The following is an 18,784-nucleotide window of genomic DNA, read 5'->3' as shown; positions in this document are numbered from 1 at the left end:
ATCCGGCCCGACGGCGTCCTGCGGTCGATCTCCTGGCCCCGGGGCGCTGCGGGCCGGCGGCTGACACGAACACGGATCCGGCGTTCCATGACGCCCTCCTGATGCCTCGTACTGCCTCGAACCTGCTGCCCCAAGCCTCGCCCTCGCGCCTGCCGGGCACATCGCCCGCATGGAGGCACCTGCCCTGGCCCCGGGGGATGAGCCGAGGGTGGTCGGGCTACTCCCCGGGGAGGAGGCGGGTACCCCGGTCCGCGCTCACTGGCTGGTGAGCAACTGCGGTGACAGGGTCTTGATCATGGAGTCGGCCCAGCGGATCTGCCGGAGGGTCCGGGGGTGGCAGGCTGCGGCCAGTTCGAGGAGCCGGGTGTCCTTGGTGGCCCGTGCGGCCTGGGCGAGCATCTCCCAGTAGAGGGAGTTGCCGGAGGCGGTCAGGTAGAGGTCGTGCAGGTCGTGCAGGAGCAGCAGTCCGGTCTCGGGGCGGCGCGTGAGGGTGTCGGCGGCCACTTCGCGGAGCGTGGCCATGATGCCGTACGCCGGCTGGGCGGGCGAGTTGGACATGTCCAGGCCGTAGTGGCGGCCGGTCTCGGCGATCCGGGCCCGGTGCCGGTGGGACCAGTCGGCGAGGTCGATCGCGACGTGGTGGAACTCGTGCTCGGTGTGGTGCCGTTCGGCGGCGGCCAGCAGGTCCTTCTCCAGCTTGCGCTCGCCGTGGTGCAGTGCGCGCAGGGTGAGGGTGATGCCGTTCATGGGCGGTCCTCCCGCCGCTCCCCCGTGTGGGTGGCGTGTGCCTGGGGTCCGCCCTCGGTCGGCGGGATGCCGTCCGGGTGGGCCGGTGCGGAGGCGGTGGTGGTGGGGGCGGGTGCGGGTGTGCCGTCGCCGTGCGCGAACAGGCGGACGCGGGCGGCGGCGGTCTTGAACAGCGGCTGTTTGGAGACCGGGTCCCAGTCGGTGACCGTGGTCTCGTTGGCGGCCCGGCCGGTGACCCGGTCCGGCGGCCGGTGTCCCGCCGGGGTGTCCCAGTAGCCGTAGTGAAAGGGCAGGAACACCGTGCCGTCGCGGATGGCGGTGACGCGCAGCCGGGCGCGGACCGCGCCGCGGGGTGTGGTGACCTCCACCAGGTCGCCTTCCGCGAGCCCTCGGGCGGTGGCTTCCGCGGCGGACAGCTCGACCCACATCTCGGGTGCGGCGGCGTTGAGTTGGGGGACGCGGCCGGTCTTGGTGCGGGTGTGGAAGTGGTAGAGCGTACGTCCGGTGGTGAGCTGGAGCGGGAAGTCGTGCGAGGTGACCTCGTGCGCGGGGAGGTACTCGGCGGCCTTGATGACCGCCCTGCCGTCGGGGTTGAGGGAGCGGTACTCCACCGGTTCGACGGTGGCTCCGGTCACCAGGTCCTTGCCGTAGCTCTCGCAGTGGTCCGGGTGGGCCCAGGTGATGCCGCCGGTGTAGAGGCGTTCGGTGCCGTCGGGGGCGTCGGGGGTGCAGGGCCACTGGATGCCGGACGCGCCGCGTAGGCGGTCGTAGCTCAGACCGGTGTAGTCGCAGGGCCGTCCGGCGCTGCACCGCTGCCAGGCCTCGAACGCGGACTGGGGGTCCTGCCAGGTGATCAGGGGGCCGCCGTCCTTGTCGCGGAAGCCCATCCTGGCGGCGTAGTCGAGGAGGATGTCCAGGTCGGGGCGGGCCTCGCCGGGCGGCTCGACCGCCTTCTCCGTCAGGTGCACGGTGCGGTCGGTGTTGGTGAAGGTGCCGGTCTTCTCGCCCCAGGTGGCCGCGGGCAGTACGACGTCGGCGAGTTGGGCCGTCTCCGTGAGGTACAGGTCCTGTACGACGGTGAACAGCCGGTCCTGTTCCAGGACGGACCGGATGCGGGACAGGGTGGGCAGGGAGACGGCCGGGTTGGTGCCGGTGATCCACAGCATGCGGATGGAGCCCTGCTCGGCGTAGCGGAAGATCTGCATGGCGTGGGTGGGCGGGGCGTAGTGCGGAACGGTCTCGGGGGTGACGTTCCACAGCCGGGCGATCTCGGCGACGTGCTCGTCGTTCTGCCAGTTCCGGAAGCCCGGCAGGTCTCCGTCGGCGCCGCACTCGCGCGTGTTCTGGGCGGTGGGCTGCCCGTTCATCTGGAGCAGGCCGGCGCCCGGGCGGCCCAGCATGCCGCGGATCAGGTGCAGGTTGTTGACCTGGACGGCGGCGGCGGTGGCCTGGTGGGACTGGTAGACGCCCTGGAGCACGGTGGACAGCAGCCGCTCGGCACCGCCGAGGACCTCGGCGGCCTCCTCGATCGCCGCGGCGGGTACGTCGCAGATCCGCGCGGCCCACCGCGGGGTGCAGTCGTCCACGCGGGCGGCGAGTTCCTCGTATCCGACGGTGTGGTCCCGTACGTAGTCGTGGTCGACCCGCCCGGTCCGGATGATCTCGTGCAGCAGGGCGTTGAGCAGGGCGACGTTCGTCCCGAGCCGGGGCGCGAGGTGCACGGTGGCGCGGTGTGCGACGGGCGTGGGCCTCGGGTCCACGCAGATCAGCCGGGGCGGTTCGGGCCCGTCCAGCCGGTCCAGCATCCGCATCCACAGCACGGGCTGTGTCTCGGCGGCGTTGTGCCCGAAGAGGGCGAGGACGTCGGCGTGGTCCACGTCGGTGTAGGACCCGGGCTGCCCGTCGCAGCCGAAGGTCTCCTTCAGTGCCTCGGCGGCGGTCGCCGTGCACAGCCGGGTGTTGCCGTCCAGGTGGGGGGTGCCGATGCCCGCCCGGGCGATGACGGCGAGGGTGTAGTACTCCTCCAGGAACAGCTGTCCGGTGGTGTAGAAGCCGATGGACCCGGGTCCGCGCTCTTCGAGCAGCTCCTTGCTGCGGCTCACGACCCGCCCCATGGCATGGTCCCAGTCGCTCTCCACCAGCCGGCCGGCCTCCCGCACCAGCGGCCGGGTGAGCCGGTCCGGGGATGCGCCCGCCTGCCACCCGAAGAGGTCCTTGGGCCCGAGCCGCCCCCTGTTGACCCGGTCCACGGCCCGCCCCCGCACGCCGACGATCCGCCCGCCGCGCACCGCGATGTCCATGGCGTCCCCGTTGGAGTGCAACAGCGAGGCGGCCTGCACCCACCGCTCCACGTCGTCCTCGCCGATCCCGGCCGCCAGATGCGTGTCGGTACGCACCGGCCAGTCCGCACCCGGCCCGTACGGCGTACGCGCGCCCCAGGGCTCGGCGATCCGGTCCACGGAACCGTCCATCGCGCACCTCCGGCACCACCTGTAGGCGGCCCGAGTACCCGGCGGCCCGCGTCCGACCCACCTCCCGTCCCGACGGCGAAACCGACCTGGCCACGATCTCCGACGGCTCCGACACCCAGGAGGTCTACGCCGGCAACGGCGACGGCACCTTCCGACGACCCCACCGACTACACGACGTCCTCCCTGCCGGTCGCGGTCAGCTCCGCCGACCTCGACGGCGACGGCGTGAGGGACATCCGCGTCTCCTCCCTGAGCGGCAACTCCGTCTCCGTCTACCAGGGCACCTCCGGGGGCGAGCTGACCGAGCTCACCGAACTGACGTCCGCCGGCGCCTACGAGGCCGCGGCCGCCGAGTGACCTCCGACGGCACGCAGGACATCGTGACGGCGAGCAGCAGCAACGACGAAGTCGACGTCTTCACCGGCTCCTGCGGCTGACGGCCCTCAGGACTCCGACAGGGTGATCGCCCCGCTGTAGTCGCCGCCAGGCTCGACGGCGGTCGGCACGCCGTCGACCGTCATCGACAGCGTGCTTCCGGCAGGGGCGGTCACCGCCGAGTCCGGCCCCGAAGCACACCTCCTCGCCGATCTGAGTGACCAGGACGCCGAGCAGCTGCGCACCCTCCTCTCCCGTGTCGGCAGACAGCCCAGCGAGAGTCGATCGCCCCTGAAGAAGCGGACTGCTGAGAGGCGGCCTCCCACGCCGGGCAATACGGCCTCCGGCAGGAGTGGCTGCTCAGGTGCATGGCGCGTCAGCTCGGGCTCGAGCGTTCCTCGGCGAGCCACTGGGCGAGGGCGGTGAGCGTGGTTTCGACGCTGTTGGTCATGTAGCGACGGAGCGCGTCCAGCTCGGAGCGGGTGGTGCCCAGCACCGGGTCGAGGCGGAGCAGTTTCCAGGACTGCTGGACGACGGTTCCGCGTCCCTGGGGGGTGAAGGTCCACTCCCAGCGCACGATGCCGTTCTCCGCGCCGCCGACGACAAAGGCGAAAGCCGCCCCGGAGTCGGCGTGCACGATCTGGGAGCGGCTGGTCCACTCCTTGCCGTCCCTGCGGTTGCGGCCACTGAACCAGGCGCTGACCCAGGGGCCGGCACCCGGGTCGAAAGCGACGTCGTCGGCGTTGGGGCTCCAACGGCTGATCGCGGACACGTCACTGACCAGTTCGTAGACGCGGGCAGGCGCCGCGTCGACCCAGGCGCGCCTGGTGAAGGCGAAGTCTGCCGCGTCCAGAGCGTCGAAGGGTTCGTTTTCGGTGGTGGCGATACTCAAGGCGGCCTCCTGGGTGCGCACGGGCTGACGGATTCGGCTGCCTCCCACTTCATCGATGGTGCGGGCGGGGAACCAGACCCGCCGTTGCCTATCCAAAGCTGGGTCAGGCTGGGTGTGGAACGGCGGCCCACACTTGGAGCCATGGACGGAAAGACGCAACTCGGGGACTTCCTGCATGCGCGGCGCTCCCAGCTGCGCCCGGAGGATGTCGGGGTGCCCACCTACGGTGAGCGCCGGCGTGTACCGGGTCTTCGACGCGAGGAGCTGGCGCTGCTGGCGGGCGTGAGCACCTCTTACTACACCCGCCTGGAGCAGGGGCAGTCACTGAGCGCGTCGCCTGAGGTTCTGGATGCGATCGCCACGGCCCTTTGGCTGGACGAGTCCGAGCGACGGTACCTGCACGACCTGGCCCGAGCGGACAGGCAGCGCACCCGGGGCCGACAGTCGGCGCCGGAGCGGGTGACGGAGGCGATCCACCAGTTGCTGAACGTGCTGGGCGACGTTCCGGCGATCGTGCTCGGCCGACGCAGCGACGTGCTGGCGTGGAACCGCCCGGGCCACGCGTTGTTCGCCGGGCACCTGGACCCCGGCGCCCCTGACCTGCCGGCGCAGCGCCCCAACATGGCCAGACTGGTGTTCCTCGACTCCCATGTCCGTGACCTGTACGTGGACTGGCCGAGCAAAGCCAGGGCGGTTGTCGGGAATCTCCGCATCGTGGCGGCCCAGCATCCGGAGGACGTGGCACTGCACGCGGTCCTGGGCGAACTGTCCGCGAAGAGCACCGAGTTCGCCTCGATGTGGGCCGACCACCGCATCAAGGCCTGTACCGTCGCCCCCTATGACATGCGCCATTCGCTGGTCGGTCCCCTGACGGTCATTCAGCAGACCCTCAACAGCGGGCCGGGCCCCAGCGTGGTCGTCGCCACCACAGAACCGGGCTCGCCCTCGCGGGCCGCGCTCGCCCTGCTCGCCCAGGTGACCGGCGAGGCCACCACACAGGCCCGCCTCTCCTCCGACCCGGCGCAGACGCGGCCCCGCGCCGACAAGACCTGACCTCACAGAACGTCACCGGGCGTCCGGCCACAGCGAGTCGGCGCCCGTCCCACCCAGGCACGGCCGCCGGCCGACTCTGCCGCGGGCAGCCGCCCCGCCAGAAGACCCGCCTGTTCCCACCCATGCGTCGCAGTCTGCTGCGCCATGCCCCGGAACACCCCAAGATCAGAGAAGGAACCATGTTCAAGAAGCTCTCCACCTCCGCCGTGACAGTGGGCGCCCTGGTCGCGGCCGCTGCCGCGGCGCTCAGCCCCGTTCCGGCCTCGGCCGTCTCCGCGCCGCTGAGCAGCGCGCGGATCGCCGCGCACTTCGACCTGGCCAAGGGCCAGACACCGGAGAACGTCGCCCTTGCACCGGGGGGCCGCACGTACGTCACCTTCGCCAAGGGCCGCCAGATCGCCGAGGTCTCCCGCAGGGGAGCCGTCCGGATCCTGGCCACGCTGCCCGAGCCCGCCGACGGCGGCGTCCACACCCCGGCCCTGGGCTTCCCGCTGACCGTCGGCATCGTCCGAGCCCACGACGGAACCTTGTACTTCCTGTACGCCACCGGCACTGCCGACCTCACCGGCGTGTGGCGCCTGCGCCCCGGCGGGGAACCGCAGCGAATCGCCGCGCTGCCCGCGAACGGCCTGCCCAACGGCCTGGCACTCGAGCCGCGCACCCACACCCTCTACGTCGCCGACTCCGCGCTCGGCACCATCTGGAGCGTGCCCACGACCGGCGGCACCCCCACCGCCTGGTCCACCGCCCCCGAACTGACCCCCACCGGCTTCCTCGGCGCCAACGGCCTGAAGATCCACAATGGCGCGGTCTGGGCCACCAACCTCGACAAGGGCACCATCCTGCGCATCCCCATCCTCCGGGACGGACGCGCCGGCAGGATCCAGACTCGGGCCGACGGTATGCCAGGCATCGATGACATCGCCTTCACCGGCCGTGGCGACCAACTCCTGGCCGCCCTCGACACACCGAACGAAGTCGCGCTTGTCCAGTCCGACGGCACCCATTCCACCGTGCTCAGCTCGGCCGACGGCCTGCAGAACCCCACATCCATTGCCCTGCGCGGCCACACCGTCTACGTGCTGAACGCCGGCTGGCTCACCGCCGAGGATCCCAACCTGATCCTCGCTCACCTGGGCCGGTAGGCCCCAGCCGCAAGCACACACCCGAGGCACCCCCGCCCGCTCGTGGGACCGACTGGTTACATCGGCCATGCCCATGTGCACCGGCAAGGCCGGGCGATCGGTTTCTACCTGGGCGGGACCCTCACCTGCCTGTGTGCCCGGCGTTCCGGATGGACGGCGCCGGGCTGGGGAGCCGGGAGCACCCCCGTCCGTCGCCACCGACGTCTTCCGCTGTCTCGCGATTCCCTGCGTCCCATCAGCGTCCCGAAACCCGCCCTCGCCCGCCGATCAGGCCATCCCCTCCAACCCGCGAGAGCCACCAAACGCTTCATGACCGCAGGTCAACGACGCGCCAACCACGCGTCACCGAATCGCCGTGGAACTCACGAGCAGCGGATTCCGTCCGTTCGCCCGAAGTCCTGAATCCGCCCGCCTGCTGAGACGTTTCCGCAGGTCACAGCCCTGCACAGGTGGGGCGGGTGGGACTCGAACCCACGGCCGGCGGATTATGAGTCCTTTGAGGGTCTTGGCGACCCTTGCCGATCTACGCTCATCCTTGGCGTTTGCCCGGGTCAGACGAGGTGAGCCGTGTCGACATCCCTTCGTCTTTGTCGGTCTGTTCCTATCCTTGCGTCCCGAACGCGTCCCGAACGCGTCCCGAATCGGCCGCTTGGCCAACGACGTCCGGCTGCGCCAAGCCGTAGCGTGCGTGATCCACTCCGGGCGAGCGCACCGGCGTCAGAGGTGATGGAAAAAAGATGTATTCAATGACGCGATAATGATGGATTCCACCTCTTCAGCAATGCCCTGTGACCCGCCTACCGTTGCGCCCATGTAAACGGCCTGGCCGTTGGCTGATCAGCACTTCGGACCAGCTGTGACGGTTTCTGGAGGGAGATGGCAATGGCGCCTGCGGAACTACTCATCGGAAGCCGATGGCAAGCGTCGGCGGGGTCGGGACGGATCCGCGACGTGACGTCGCCCTTCGACGGCAAGACCGTCGGCACCGTAGCGGTAGCCGGCCCCGAGGACGTCGAGGCGGCCCTTGCGGCGGCGGAGCGGGGTGCCGCGGTGTGGCGCCGTACACCCGCTCACGAGCGGATGACGATCCTGCTGCGTGCGGCGGAGCTCGCCGACCAGAGAGCCGGCAAGATCGCGCAGACCATCAGCGCGGAGTCGGGCAAGACCATCACCGAGGCCACCGGCGAGGCGTCACGATCCGGGGACCTGATCCGTCTCGCGGCCTTCGAGGGCACCCAGCTCTACGGCGAGACCCTGCCGTTGGACGCCAACCGCGGCACCGGGCAGGACAAGGTGGGCTTCACGCTGCGCCAACCGTGCGGAGTCGTGGTGGCCATCACGCCGTTCAACTACCCCGCGCTGCTCGTGCTGCACAAACTGGCTCCCGCGCTGGCGGCGGGCAACGCGGTCGTCCTCAAGCCGGCCACCTCAACCCCGCTGACCGCGCTGGCGCTCGCCGAGTGCTTCGTGGACGCCGGGCTTCCCGAGGGCGTGCTGTCGGTGCTCGTCGGCTCCGGCGGGGTACTCGGGGACGCCCTCGTGACCGACCCCCGGGTACGGAAGATCTCCTTCACCGGTTCCACGGCGACCGGCGAGCACATCGCACGCGTCGCCGGGGTCAAGAAGCTCTCCCTCGAACTGGGCGCCTCCTGCCCGGTCGTCGTCCTTCCCGACGCCGACCTCGAACTGGCCGCCAGCGCCGTCGCGTTGGGCGGTTACGTCAACGCCGGACAGGTGTGCATCTCGGTCCAGCGAGTGATCACGCACCCTTCGGTCACCGCCGACTTCCTCGACGCCCTCGTCCCCAAGGTCAAGGCCATCAGGACCGGGGACCCGTCGTCCCCCGACACGACCATGGGCGCCCTGATCACGACCGCCGAGGCGGAGCGGGTGGAGCGCGCCATCGCGCGGGCCGCGGCGGACGGCGCCCGCGTCCTGACCGGCGGCGAGCGTGACGGGACCGTGGTGAGCCCGGCCGTCGTGGCCGACGTCGATCCCAACTCCCCTTTCAATCAGCAGGAGTTGTTCGGACCGGCCGTCGCCGTCAGCTCGGCCGCCGACTGGGAGTCCGCCATCACCCAGGCCAACGGCACCGCCTACGGCCTCGGCGCCGGCATCTTCACTTCCGACGTGGCCGGCGCGGTGCGGGCCATCCGGGAGATCGACGCCGGTTCCGTCCACATCAACTGGACGCCCCTGTGGCGTGCCGACCTCATGCCGTACGGCGGCCTGAAGGGCAGCGGCTACGGCAAGGAAGGCCCCCGCGCCGCGGTCAGCGAGATGACCGAGGTCAAGACCATCGTCCTGCACGGCCGCCCCTGGTGACCCGGCCGCCGCGTCCCCGTACACACCCCCTATCAGGAGCCGACTCATGATCGACCGGACGCGACAAGGCACGGTGCGCCTCACCGTCGCCCAGGCCGTCGTCACCTACCTCTCCCGGCAGTACTCGGTGGCCGACGGCCACCGCCGCCGCCTCATACCGGCCGCGCTGGGCATCTTCGGCCACGGCAACGTGGCCGGGCTCGGCCAGGCCCTCGACCAGCTCAGCGACCAACTCCCGTTCGTGCAGGGCCGTAACGAGCAGGCGCTGGTCCACATCGCGACGGCCTACGGCAAGGCGACCAAGCGGCACGCCACCCTCGCCGTGACCGCCTCCATTGGCCCGGGCGCTCTCAACATGGTGACCGGGGCGGGCCTCGCCACCGTGAACCGCCTCCCCGTCCTGCTGCTGCCGGGCGACACGTACGCGACCCGTCACCAGGGGCCCGTACTCCAGCAGTTGCAGCACCCGATCGAGGCCGACGCCTCCGTCAACGACGCCTTCCGGCCCGTATCCCGCTTCTTCGACCGCATCACCCGGCCCGAGCAGCTGCTCACCGCGCTGCCCGCGGCGATGCGTGCCCTCACCGACGTCGACACCGGCGCGGTCGTCGTCTCCCTCCCGCAGGACATCCAGTCCCACGCCTACGACTACCCGGCGGAGTTCTTTGCCGAGCGCGACTGGCCGATACGCCGTCCGGCGCCGGACGCCGACGAGGTCGCGGTGGTCGCGCGGATGCTCGCCGAGGCGGAGAAGCCGCTGATCATCGCCGGTGGCGGGGTCGTGTACTCCGGTGCCACCGAGGAACTGGAGGCCCTCGCCGACGCGGCGGGCATCCCCGTCGCGGAGACATTCGCCGGCAAGGGCGCCGTCCAGCGCCGCGCCTGGTGGCAGCTAGGCGGCATCGGCCTCGAAGGTACTCCGGCGGTCAACGTCCTTGCCCGGGAAGCCGACTTCGTGCTCACCGTGGGCTCGCGGCTGACGGACTTCGCCACCGCCTCGCACTCCATCTTCGAGAACCCCGACGTGCGCTTCGCGAGCATCAACGTCAACGTGCACGACGCGGGCCGCCTGGGCGCGACCGGCATCGTGTCCGACGCCAAGCGGGCCCTGGCCGCACTGGCAGACGCCGTACGGGCCAACGGCACCACCACCACCGCCGGTTGGCAGGAGAAGGTGCGCGCCCTCGACGAGCAGTGGCAGGAGCAACGTACCGCCGCGCTCGACCCGGACATCCCCTTCGACTTCGCGTCGCTGTCCGATGACTCCGACGTCGTACGGGACACCGAAGCCGCCCTCACCCAGGGCCAGTTGATCGGCCTGCTCCAGGAGCACGCCCAGTCCGGTGACACGATCATCGCCGCCGCCGGCGGTCCGCCCGGTGACCTCCAGAAGGTGTGGGACGCCACCGAAGGCCGGTTCGCCCACCTGGAGTTCGGCTTCTCCTGCATGGGCTACGAATTGCCCGCCGCGATCGGCGTCCGCTTCGCCGAGCCGGACCCGTCGAAGCGGGTGCTGTCCCTGCTGGGCGACGGAACGTTCCTCATGGCGCCGACCGAGCTGGTCACGGCCGCCCAGGAGAGGCTCGCGATCACGGTAGTGATCCCGGAGAACCACGGCTACCAGGTCATCCACCGACTCCAGATGGGCCGCAACGGGCGGGAGTTCGGCAACGAGTTCCGCTACCGGGACGGCAGCCTGGAGATCGGCTCGGGCAAGCCCGCCCGCCTGGAGGGCGACTACCTCCAGGTCGACCTCGTCAAGACCGCTGAGGGCCTCGGCGCCCGTGCCCTCCGCGCCACGACCGCCGACGAGGTGCGTGCCGCACTGGCCGAGACCCGCGACCACAGCGGCCCGGTCGTCCTGGTCGTCCCCGTGATCCCGCACGCCGACCTTCCCGGCGCCGGCGTGTGGTGGGACGTGGCCCCGGCCGAGGTCTCCGAGCAGGAGACGGTCGCGCAGCTGCGCGGCGAGTACGAAGAGGGCCTGGCGTCCCAGAGGTGGTACGGATGAGTTCCGCACGTTTCGATCACTCTCCCCTCGACCACGGCCGACTGCGCGCCCGGCTCGCCGCCGGCGAGGCCACCCTGGGCACCTTCGTCGGCCTCGCCTCCCCGGTCTCGGCCGAGGTCTGCGCCGCCACCGGAGCCGACTGGGTGCTGCTCGACCTCGAACACGGCGCCGGAGGCGAGGAGCAGGTCCGTACGACCGTCCCCGCCGCGGCGGCCTACGGAGTGCCGACCGTCGTACGTGTCGAGTCCGTGGCCCGGATCCGCATCGGCCGCGTCCTCGACCTCGGCGTCGCCGGGGTCATGCTGCCGCGCCTCGACACGGCGGCCGACGTCCAGGAAGCAGTACGGCACTTGAGGTATCCGCCCGCGGGGGATCGGGGCGTCGCCACCTACAACCGGGCCTGCCGTTTCGGACTCGACCCCGAAGCCCTGGACCGTGAGGGGGAGATCCTCGGCGTGATCCAGATCGAGTCGGCGAGCGCGCTGGACGAGGTCGAGGCCATCGCGGCCCTCGACGGCGTCGACGTGCTGTTCGTCGGCCCCCGCGACCTCAGCCATGACCTCGGCGTGCCGGGCGAGTTCAGCGCCCCGGTCTACCGGGAGGCGCTGGACCGCGTCCGCAAGGCCGCCGCCGACCACGGCAAGGCGTCCGGGCTCCTTGTCCCCGACGGCGCGGCCGCGGCCGCCAAGCGGGCCGAGGGCTGGACGTTCATCGGTATCGGCTCCGACTCGACCCTGCTCGCCGCCGCGTTGTCCGCCGCGCTCGGCGAGGCCCGGGCGTAGGCGCTCCGCTAGGAGCGCAGTCATGAACCCGCGGGCCGGTGGGGGCTGGTCGCGCAGTTCCCCGCGCCCCTACGGGGCGCGCCGTACCGCGCCGGACTTCACCAAGGCCGCTCGGCTCACCATCAGGAGACATCAATGACCCCCAACACCCCGGGCGCCGCCCGCGAGATCGGCGTCGGACTGATCAGCGTCGGCTGGATGGGCAAGCTCCACAGCCGCGCCTACCAGGCACTGCCGTCCGTCTACCCCGAGCTGGGCATCAAGCCCCGCCTGGTGCACGCCGCCGACACGGCCGAGGACCGCGCGGCCTACGCCCGTGACGTCCTCGGCTACGAGAAGGCCACCACCGACTACCGCGCCGTCCTCGACGATCCGGACGTCGAGGTCGTCTCGATCTGCGCGCCCAACCTCCTCCACCACGAGATCGGCATCGCCGCCGCCAAGGCCGGCAAGCCGTTCTGGATCGAGAAGCCCGTCGGGCGCGGTGCCGAGGAGACCGCCGAGGTCGCCGCCGCGGCCCGCGCCGCCGGGGTCGTCACCTCCATCGGCTACAACTACCGCCACGCCCCCGCCGTGGAGCGGGCCCGCGAGCTGATCGCCGAGGGACGCCTGGGCCGTATCACCAACGTGCGCGCCACCTTCTTCTCCGGCTACGCCTCCGAGCCCAAGGGCGCCCTGTCCTGGCGCTTCAAGCGGGATCTGGCCGGGCACGGCGCGCTCGGGGACCTGCTGAGCCACGTCGTGGACCTGGTCAGTTACGTCGTCGCCCCGATCGACGAAGTCTCCGCCCTCACCAGCACCGTCTACACCGAGCGCCCGATCCTGCCCATGGGCTCGGGCACGCACTTCGCGGTGATCGAGGACGGCGAGATGGCGGCCGTGGAGAACGACGACTACAGCGCCGCCCTCGTCCGCTTCAGCGGCGGAGCCGTCGGCACGCTGGAGGCGTCCCGCGTCATCGTCGGCCCGCAGTGCGGCATCGGCTTCGAGATCTACGGCACCGACGGATCGGTCGCCTGGAACTTCGAGCGCATGAACGAACTGCGCGTCGCCCTCGACCGCAGCGGCCCCCACCAGGGCTACACCACCGTGCTCGGCAACGGCCACATGGGCGACTACGCCAGTTTCCAGCCCGGCCCCGGCAACAGCATGGGCTACGACGACCTCAAGGTGATCGAGGCCAAGAAGTTCCTGGCCGCCGTGGCCGGCATCGAGCACCACAACTCGACGATCGAGGACGCGCACGCCGTCGCCGAGGTGATCGCGGCGGCAGCGGCCTCCGCGGAGAGCGGCTCCTGGCAGCCGGTGCCCGCGGTGCCGGGGGCGAACTTCAGTCATCCTGTGCATCCTGTGCAGTCGGCGCGGAGTTGATCGTATGACCGAGCATGTCGTAGTGGCCCTCGGCCCCGTCGACGCCGACACCGTGGGTCCCGTTCTCGGCGAGCGGGTCACGTTCGTCACCGACCCCACCCCCGAGGACCTCGCGGTCGCCGAGGGCGCCATCGTCCGTGCCGACCGGCGCATCGACGCCGACTTCCTCCAGCGGGCGCCACGGCTGCGTGTCATCGCCCGCACCGGCGTCGGCGTGGACCTGGTCGACGTGGCGGCGGCCTCCGCCCGCGGCATCGCCGTGGTCATCACCCCCAACGCGGGCAGCCGGGCCGTGGCCGAGGGCGTCTTCGCCATGGCCCTGCACCTGACCAAGCGGCTGAAACCACTGACCGACCTGGTACGGGACGGCCGCTGGGCCGAGCGGAACGCCGTACCGGTCGGTGACCTGGACGGCGCCACCCTGGGGATCGTCGGCTACGGCCGCATCGGACGCCGGGTGGGCGAACTCGCCGCCGCTTTCGGGATGCGGACACTCGCCTACGACCCGTTCAGCCCTCCCCCGTCCGAGTTCGCCTGCGCCGACCTCGGTGAACTGGCCGAGTCGAGCGACGTGCTCACCCTGCACGCGCCGCTCGTCGAGGAGACCCGGCACCTCGTGGACGAGTGGCTGCTGTCCCGCGTCAGGCCGGGAGCGATCCTGATCAACTGCGGCCGCGGTGGCCTGCTCGACCCGGACGCCACCCTGGCCGCCCTGGAGTCGGGCCGGCTGTCGGGGGTGGGGCTGGATGTGTTCGACCCCGAACCGGCGCTCTACCACCCGCTGTTCGACCACCCCGACGTCGTCCTCACCCCCCACCTGATGGGCATGACGCGCCGGGCGATGACCCTGACCTTCGTCGACGCCGCCCGCGGTGTCGCGGACGTCCTCGCCGGCCGCCCGCCGGCCGCGGTCGCCAACCCCGACTGGAACCTCCGAAAGGCCACGGCATGACCACCTCACCCCTGAACAGGATCGCCGGCGCGCCCATCTCCTGGGGTGTGTGCGAAGTCCCCGGCTGGGGCTACCAGTTGACGCCCGAGCGGGTGCTGAACGAGATGCGCGAAGTCGGCCTGGCGGCCACCGAGATCGGCCCCGAGGGCTTCCTGCCCGGCGAGCCGGACGCCATGGCACGGACGCTCGCCGACCACGACCTGCACGCGGTCGGCGGCTTCACCCCGCTGCTGCTGCACGTGCCCGGACACGACCCGCTGCCCGAGACCGAACAGCTCCTGGAGAGCTACGCCGCCTCGAAGGCGGAGGTGCTCGTCCTGTCGGCCGTCACCGGCCAGGACGGCTACGACTCCCGCCCCGAGCTCGACGCCGACGGCTGGCAGCTGCTGCTGTCCAACCTCGACCGGCTCTCCTCGCTGGCCGCCGAACGCGGCGTACGTGCCGTCCTGCACCCGCACGTCGGCACGATGATCGAGAACGGCGACGAGGTCCGACGCGTCCTGGAGCACTCGGCGATCTCCCTCTGCCTCGACACCGGGCACCTGCTCATCGGCGGCACCGACCCCGCCGAGCTCACCCGCCAGGCGCCCGAGCGCATCGCCCACACCCATATGAAGGACGTGGACGCCTCCCTCGCCGCCAAGGTCCAGTCCGGACAGCTCAGCTACACCGAGGCCGTACGCAAGGGCATGTACCGCCCGCTGGGCGCGGGAGACGTGGACGTCCAGGCCATCGTCACCCACCTCAGCGCACGCGGCTACGACGGCTGGTACGTCCTGGAACAGGACACCATCCTGACCGAGGAGCCCAAGGAAAAGGGGCCGGTCGAGGATGTGTGGGCCAGCGCCGAGCATCTGCGCGCGGTGCTGCGCGGTGTCGCGTAGTCGTATACGGGCCTGATGCGTTTTTGATGTCTTCTGAGGGATTGACCGGCGCATGCGGGGCGTCCAAGAATGCCGAGGCGACTTGCTGCCTGTTCTGGCTGCCATTTCTTGTAATCGCCATTCGTTGCGTGCCGGCGTCCTTTCCGAACATGAGGAATCCTGGAAACAGAAATGACCGCTGACGAATTTCTGGCCACTTGTTGGACCACCGCGGGCGACGCCGCTCCCGATGAGGAAGACCAGCGCAGTCCGCTGAACCTGCGGGAGCGCGTGGAAGCGGCGCGCGACGCAGGATTCACGGCCTTCGGGCTGCTGTACTGGGACTTGGTGGAGGCCGAGCGCGAGTACGGGCTCGCCGGCATCCGGTCTCTCTTCGCGGACAACGGCATCAACCACATCGAGTTGGAACTGCTGACCGACTGGTGGGCCGACGGACCCCGTCGGGCCGCGTCGGACACCGTCCGCGTCGGAATGCTGCGGGCCATCGAGTCGCTCGGCGCACGCACCTTCAAGATCGGCCCTGACGTGGCGGACGCGCCCTGGGACCTGGACGTCTGGGCCAAGGAGTTCGCCACGCTGGCGGCGCAGGCCGACGGGGTGGGCGCCCGGCTCGGGGTCGAGCCCCTGCCCTGGTCCAACCTCAAGACCGTGCACGACGGACTCCGGCTCGTCGAGACCGCAGGTCATCCGGCGGGCGGGCTCATCATCGACGTCTGGCACACCGAGCGCGCCCACACTCCGCCCGCCGACCTGGCGGATGTGCCCGGGTCACGGATCGTGGGCGTGGAGCTCAACGACGCCGACCCTCAGGTTGTCGGCACGCTTTTCGAGGACACCGTCCATCGCCGTCGCCTGTGCGGAGAGGGCTCGTTCGACCTGCCGGGGATCATCGCCGCGCTCCGTACGGCCGGCTTTCGCGGCCCTTGGGGTGTGGAGATCCTCTCCGACATGCACCGTGCGCTGCCGGTGCGGGAGGCCGCCGCAGCGGCGTACCGGACTGCGGCGGCGCTGGTGGAGCAGGTGAGGTAAATGCCACAGGGGTGGCGGGGACGAAACCACGGTCGTCCCCGCCACCCCTGTTTCCCTCTGCCGACGCGGGTCGGCTGCCGACGCCCTACCTCCGCATGAGCAGCTGGAACTCGAACACGTAGCGCGCCGCGTTGTAGCGATGCGTGCCGCACTCCACGGCCTCCCCAGCGGCGTTGTACGCCGTACGCCGCAGGGTGAGCAGGGGCGCGCCCTCGGGTTCCCCGAGGTGTTCGCCCTCCTCGGCGGTGGCCGCGCCGGCGCCGATCGACTGATGCGCGCTGTGCAGACTGATTCCGGCCGAGTGCAGGAGCCGGTACAGCCCCATGGCCTCCAGCAGGTGCGTGTCGAGATCGAGCAGCAGGTCGGTCGGCAGGTGGTTGCGCAGGACGGCCACGGCGAGTCCGTTCGCGTACCGGATCCGCTCCAACCGGACCACGCTGTCGCCCTCCCTGATACCCAGAGCTGCGGAGACCTCGGCGGACGCGGGCACGACGTCGTTGCGTACCACCCGTGTGCTCGGTTCCTGCCCGGCCTCCTCCAGGTCGTCGTAGAGGCTGGTGAGTTCCAGAGGGCGCCTGACCGTGCTGTGCACGACCTGGGTGCCGACGCCCCGACGCCGCACCAACAGCCCCTTCTCGACCAGGGCCTTGATGCCCTGCCGGACGGTCGGCCGTGACAGACCGAGTCGTCCGGCGAGGTCGATCTCGTTGCCGAGCAGGGCGCCCGGGAGGAGCAGGCCGTGCTCAATGGCCTGCTCCAACTGCTGGGCGAACTGGTGGTACAGCGGTACCGGACTCATGCGGTCGATGGCGATGTCGAGCACAGCCGTACCGTCGGCCGTCTTCCGGCGCCCGGCCTTCATCAGTGGTTGCGCGGGAAGCCGAGGTCGACGCCGGTCGGGGCGTCGGCGGGGTCGGGCCAGCGGGTGGTGACGACCTTGCCGCGGGTGTAGAAGTGCGTGCCGTCGTTGCCGTAGATGTGGTGGTCGCCGAAGAGGGAGTCCTTCCAGCCGCCGAAGCTGTGGTAGCCGACGGGGACCGGGATCGGCACGTTCACGCCGACCATGCCGGCCTCGATCTCCAGCTGGAAGCGGCGGGCCGCGCCGCCGTCCCGGGTGAAGATCGCGGTGCCGTTGCCGAACGGCGAGCCGTTGATCAGGGCCACGCCCTCCTCGTAGGTGTCCACCCGCAGCACGCACAGCACCGGGCCGAAGATCTCGTCCTGGTAGGCCTTCGCGGACGTGGGCACCTTGTCGAGCAGCGAGATGCCGATCCAGTGGCCGTCCTCGAAGCCCTCGACGGTGTAGCCGGTGCCGTCCAGGACCACCTCCGCGCCCTCCGCGGCGGCGCCCTCGACGTAGGAGGCCACCTTGTCGCGGTGCACGGCCGTGATCAGCGGGCCCATCTCGGACGTCGGGTCGTTGCCCGGGCCGATCTTGATCTTCTCGGCGCGCTCGCGGATCTTCTCCACCAGTTCATCGCCGATCGAGCCGACCGCGACGACCGCGGAGATGGCCATGCAGCGCTCGCCGGCCGAGCCGTAGGCCGCACTCACGGCGGCGTCGGCGGCCGCGTCCAGGTCGGCGTCCGGGAGGACGAGCATGTGGTTCTTGGCGCCGCCCAGGGCCTGGACCCGCTTGTGGTTGGCGGAGGCGGTGGTGTGGATGTAGCGGGCGATCGGGGTGGAGCCGACGAAGGAGACGGCCTTGACGTCCGGGTGCTCAAGCAGGCGGTCGACGGCCACCTTGTCGCCGTGGACGACGTTGAAGACGCCGTCCGGCAGACCGGCTTCGGCGAGCAGCTCGGCGAGCTTCAGCGAGGCCGAAGGGTCCTTCTCCGACGGCTTCAGGACGAAGGTGTTGCCGGTCGCGATGGCGACCGGGAACATCCACATCGGCACCATCGCCGGGAAGTTGAACGGCGTGATGCCCGCGACCACGCCCAGCGGCTGACGGATGGACGAGACGTCCACGCGGCTGGCGACCTGCGTCGACAGCTCGCCCTTCAGCTGCACGTTGATACCGCAGGCCAGGTCCACGATCTCCAGGCCGCGGGCCACCTCGCCGAGCGCGTCACTGTGCACCTTGCCGTGCTCGGCCGTGATCAGCTCGGCGATCGCGTCCCGGTTCGCATCCAGCAGCGCCCGGAACCTGAACAGGATCGTGGTCCGCTTGGCCAGCGAGGACTGGCCCCAGGTGGCGTACGCGTCCTTGGCAGCGGCGACCGCGGCGTCCACCTCGTCGACGGAGGCGAAGGGGACCTGCTTCTCTTGGTTGCCCGTGGCCGGGTTGTGGACGGGGCCGTAGCGCGCGGACGAACCCTCGCTGGGCTTGCCGTTGATCCAGTGGTGGAGGTTCTTCATCGGTGCGGGTTTCCTTCCGGACGGCCGGACTCAGGCGTGGTCGCGGCGGCTGTCGAGGCCGGCGCAGAAAGGCAGGCGAGGGTCGACCGTCGGGTGGTCGGCCACGGGCGACCCCAGCGGTCGTCGACCCCGAACCCCTTGAGTCCCTCGCGCACGGACCTGTCGAACGGGTCCTGCCCGGTTCGAGTGATCACGGCGGCGAACTTGCCGAAGCTCTCGACCCTTTCCAGGGCCACGCCGGTCTGCAGCGGATATATGTCGACCCCCGTTCGACCCATGGTTATTACATCAAAGGAAGCGTTCATTCACGGATCTCCTGCCTGGGGTCATTTCAGGTCTAGAGGTCACGCGTAACCAGCGTCAAGTAATTGTTCTGACATCTTTCC

The 18,784-nt window shown here is 70.8% G+C and carries 15 protein-coding genes; 10 read left to right on the top strand and 5 right to left on the bottom strand.

Annotated features, from left to right (window positions below; translation table 11 throughout):
- Nucleotides 1-255 precede the first annotated feature (255 nt).
- Together ACWGJM_RS19750 and ACWGJM_RS19745 are read right to left on the bottom strand one after the other, a co-directional pair.
- Nucleotides 256-747, bottom strand: coding sequence for a hypothetical protein (locus ACWGJM_RS19750; protein WP_453412961.1), 492 nt, complete (start codon nt 745-747; stop codon nt 256-258).
- Nucleotides 744-3,218 (bottom strand): molybdopterin oxidoreductase family protein, encoded by a 2,475-nt coding sequence (locus ACWGJM_RS19745; protein WP_453412960.1) that lies wholly within the window; start codon nt 3,216-3,218, stop codon nt 744-746. Before ACWGJM_RS19745 ends, ACWGJM_RS19750 begins: the two co-directional genes overlap by 4 nt.
- Nucleotides 3,219-3,443: 225 nt before the next feature.
- Between ACWGJM_RS19745 and ACWGJM_RS19740 the strand changes: the two genes are divergently transcribed.
- Entirely contained in the window at nt 3,444-3,575 is a 132-nt protein-coding gene (locus ACWGJM_RS19740; RefSeq protein ID WP_453412959.1) for a hypothetical protein, read from the top strand.
- 394 nt (nt 3,576-3,969) lie between these two features.
- Here the strand turns inward: ACWGJM_RS19740 and ACWGJM_RS19735 are convergent, their stop codons facing one another.
- On the bottom strand, nt 3,970-4,485 hold the full coding sequence (locus tag ACWGJM_RS19735; RefSeq protein ID WP_453412958.1) for an SRPBCC family protein: 516 nt from the start codon (nt 4,483-4,485) through the stop codon (nt 3,970-3,972).
- Nucleotides 4,486-4,626: 141 nt separating this feature from the next.
- Here ACWGJM_RS19735 and ACWGJM_RS19730 point away from each other — a divergent pair, with 141 nt between their 5' ends.
- From ACWGJM_RS19730 to ACWGJM_RS19690, 9 genes are all read left to right on the top strand, one after another.
- On the top strand, nt 4,627-5,538 hold the full coding sequence (locus ACWGJM_RS19730; protein ID WP_453412957.1) for a helix-turn-helix domain-containing protein: 912 nt from the start codon (nt 4,627-4,629) through the stop codon (nt 5,536-5,538).
- A 179-nt stretch (nt 5,539-5,717) separates the two neighbouring features.
- The gene (locus ACWGJM_RS19725; RefSeq protein WP_453412956.1) at nt 5,718-6,683 is read left to right on the top strand and encodes an SMP-30/gluconolactonase/LRE family protein; all 966 of its coding nucleotides are present in this window, start codon (nt 5,718-5,720) and stop codon (nt 6,681-6,683) included.
- 876 nt (nt 6,684-7,559) lie between these two features.
- Nucleotides 7,560-9,008 carry an aldehyde dehydrogenase family protein gene (locus ACWGJM_RS19720; protein WP_453412955.1) on the top strand — a complete coding sequence of 483 codons (1,449 nt, stop codon included), beginning with the start codon at nt 7,560-7,562 and terminating at the stop codon, nt 9,006-9,008.
- A 46-nt stretch (nt 9,009-9,054) separates the two neighbouring features.
- Nucleotides 9,055-11,019 carry a 3D-(3,5/4)-trihydroxycyclohexane-1,2-dione acylhydrolase (decyclizing) gene (iolD, locus tag ACWGJM_RS19715; protein ID WP_453412954.1) on the top strand — a complete coding sequence of 655 codons (1,965 nt, stop codon included), beginning with the start codon at nt 9,055-9,057 and terminating at the stop codon, nt 11,017-11,019.
- Nucleotides 11,016-11,801, top strand: a complete 786-nt coding sequence (locus tag ACWGJM_RS19710) for an HpcH/HpaI aldolase family protein (protein ID WP_453412953.1) — start codon at nt 11,016-11,018, stop codon at nt 11,799-11,801. The genes iolD and ACWGJM_RS19710 overlap by 4 nt, the downstream gene beginning before the upstream one ends.
- A gap of 135 nt (nt 11,802-11,936) precedes the next feature.
- On the top strand, nt 11,937-13,172 hold the full coding sequence (locus ACWGJM_RS19705; RefSeq protein ID WP_453412952.1) for a Gfo/Idh/MocA family protein: 1,236 nt from the start codon (nt 11,937-11,939) through the stop codon (nt 13,170-13,172).
- 4 nt (nt 13,173-13,176) lie between these two features.
- The gene (locus ACWGJM_RS19700) at nt 13,177-14,124 is read left to right on the top strand and encodes an NAD(P)-dependent oxidoreductase (protein WP_453412951.1); all 948 of its coding nucleotides are present in this window, start codon (nt 13,177-13,179) and stop codon (nt 14,122-14,124) included.
- The gene (locus ACWGJM_RS19695; RefSeq protein WP_453412950.1) at nt 14,121-15,008 is read left to right on the top strand and encodes a sugar phosphate isomerase/epimerase family protein; all 888 of its coding nucleotides are present in this window, start codon (nt 14,121-14,123) and stop codon (nt 15,006-15,008) included. The genes ACWGJM_RS19700 and ACWGJM_RS19695 overlap by 4 nt, the downstream gene beginning before the upstream one ends.
- Before the next feature lie 171 nt (nt 15,009-15,179).
- Nucleotides 15,180-16,037 (top strand): sugar phosphate isomerase/epimerase family protein, encoded by an 858-nt coding sequence (locus tag ACWGJM_RS19690; protein WP_453412949.1) that lies wholly within the window; start codon nt 15,180-15,182, stop codon nt 16,035-16,037.
- A gap of 85 nt (nt 16,038-16,122) precedes the next feature.
- Here the strand turns inward: ACWGJM_RS19690 and ACWGJM_RS19685 are convergent, their stop codons facing one another.
- On the bottom strand, nt 16,123-16,899 hold the full coding sequence (locus ACWGJM_RS19685) for a GntR family transcriptional regulator (RefSeq protein WP_453412948.1): 777 nt from the start codon (nt 16,897-16,899) through the stop codon (nt 16,123-16,125).
- Nucleotides 16,899-18,398 carry a CoA-acylating methylmalonate-semialdehyde dehydrogenase gene (mmsA, locus tag ACWGJM_RS19680; protein ID WP_453412947.1) on the bottom strand — a complete coding sequence of 500 codons (1,500 nt, stop codon included), beginning with the start codon at nt 18,396-18,398 and terminating at the stop codon, nt 16,899-16,901. Before mmsA ends, ACWGJM_RS19685 begins: the two co-directional genes overlap by 1 nt.
- Nucleotides 18,399-18,784 lie beyond the last annotated feature (386 nt).

The organism is Streptomyces sp. NPDC054834, from assembly GCF_053611185.1.
Note: the sequence above shows the minus strand (reverse complement) of the source record. Positions and strands in the feature narration are given on the sequence as shown.

Coding starts and splice junctions, on each gene's coding strand:
- ACWGJM_RS19700 (WP_453412951.1), top strand. CDS start 13,177: ATGACCGAGCATGTCGTAGTGGCCCTCGGCCCCGTCGACGCCGACACC.
- mmsA (WP_453412947.1), bottom strand. CDS start 18,398: ATGAAGAACCTCCACCACTGGATCAACGGCAAGCCCAGCGAGGGTTCG.
- ACWGJM_RS19690 (WP_453412949.1), top strand. CDS start 15,180: ATGACCGCTGACGAATTTCTGGCCACTTGTTGGACCACCGCGGGCGAC.
- ACWGJM_RS19745 (WP_453412960.1), bottom strand. CDS start 3,218: ATGGACGGTTCCGTGGACCGGATCGCCGAGCCCTGGGGCGCGCGTACG.
- iolD (WP_453412954.1), top strand. CDS start 9,055: ATGATCGACCGGACGCGACAAGGCACGGTGCGCCTCACCGTCGCCCAG.
- ACWGJM_RS19695 (WP_453412950.1), top strand. CDS start 14,121: ATGACCACCTCACCCCTGAACAGGATCGCCGGCGCGCCCATCTCCTGG.
- ACWGJM_RS19750 (WP_453412961.1), bottom strand. CDS start 747: ATGAACGGCATCACCCTCACCCTGCGCGCACTGCACCACGGCGAGCGC.
- ACWGJM_RS19730 (WP_453412957.1), top strand. CDS start 4,627: ATGGACGGAAAGACGCAACTCGGGGACTTCCTGCATGCGCGGCGCTCC.
- ACWGJM_RS19705 (WP_453412952.1), top strand. CDS start 11,937: ATGACCCCCAACACCCCGGGCGCCGCCCGCGAGATCGGCGTCGGACTG.
- ACWGJM_RS19685 (WP_453412948.1), bottom strand. CDS start 16,899: ATGAAGGCCGGGCGCCGGAAGACGGCCGACGGTACGGCTGTGCTCGAC.
- ACWGJM_RS19710 (WP_453412953.1), top strand. CDS start 11,016: ATGAGTTCCGCACGTTTCGATCACTCTCCCCTCGACCACGGCCGACTG.
- ACWGJM_RS19725 (WP_453412956.1), top strand. CDS start 5,718: ATGTTCAAGAAGCTCTCCACCTCCGCCGTGACAGTGGGCGCCCTGGTC.
- ACWGJM_RS19720 (WP_453412955.1), top strand. CDS start 7,560: ATGGCAATGGCGCCTGCGGAACTACTCATCGGAAGCCGATGGCAAGCG.